Genomic DNA, 663 nt, shown 5'->3' on the forward strand with positions numbered 1-663 from the left:
CAAGCAGTGAACAGTGGTTCACCTTCACCGCAACGGCAAACACGCAGTACATACATGTCTCTTTAGGCACTTTAACGTATTTGTATGTTCAGGTGTGTGACTCAAACGGCAATGCGGTTGGAAGCCAAACAAACTTGTATGGTTCTACCAAATACACCTCACGGTCAGTAACACCGAACCAAGTGTACTATATCAGGGTAGCGCCGTATTTGAGCAGTTACAGCGGTACTTACCAGATAGTGTTTAATACAGGTTTTATTCCTCCGGGCGTTACACCTATCCAACTTACAGCAAACACATGGGCTGACGGTAATCTCCCCGACTCAAGCAGTGAACAGTGGTTCACCTTTACCGCAACGGCAAGCACGCAGTACATACACGCCTCTTTAGGCACTTTAACGTATTTGTATGTTCAGGTGTATGACTCAAGCGGTAATACGGTCGGAAGCCAAACAGACTTGCATAGTGGTACCAAATACATCTCACGGTCAGTAACACCGAACCAAGTGTACTATATCAAGGTAACGCCGTATTTGAGCAGTTACAGTGGCACGTACCAGATAGCGTTTAATACTGGTTGGATTCCTCCGGGTGTTACACAACTTACCGCAAACACATGGGCTGACGGTAATCTCCCCGACTCAAGCAGTGAACAGTGGTTCA

Annotated in this window: 1 protein-coding gene; it reads left to right on the forward strand. The window is 46.6% G+C overall.

Annotation, left to right across the window (positions count from 1 at the left end):
• Nucleotides 1–663: hypothetical protein (locus tag ACYVTD_RS15240; protein ID WP_461248553.1), on the forward strand; the 663-nt coding region annotated here is incomplete at both ends.

Source organism: Treponema sp. R6D11 (assembly GCF_054786075.1).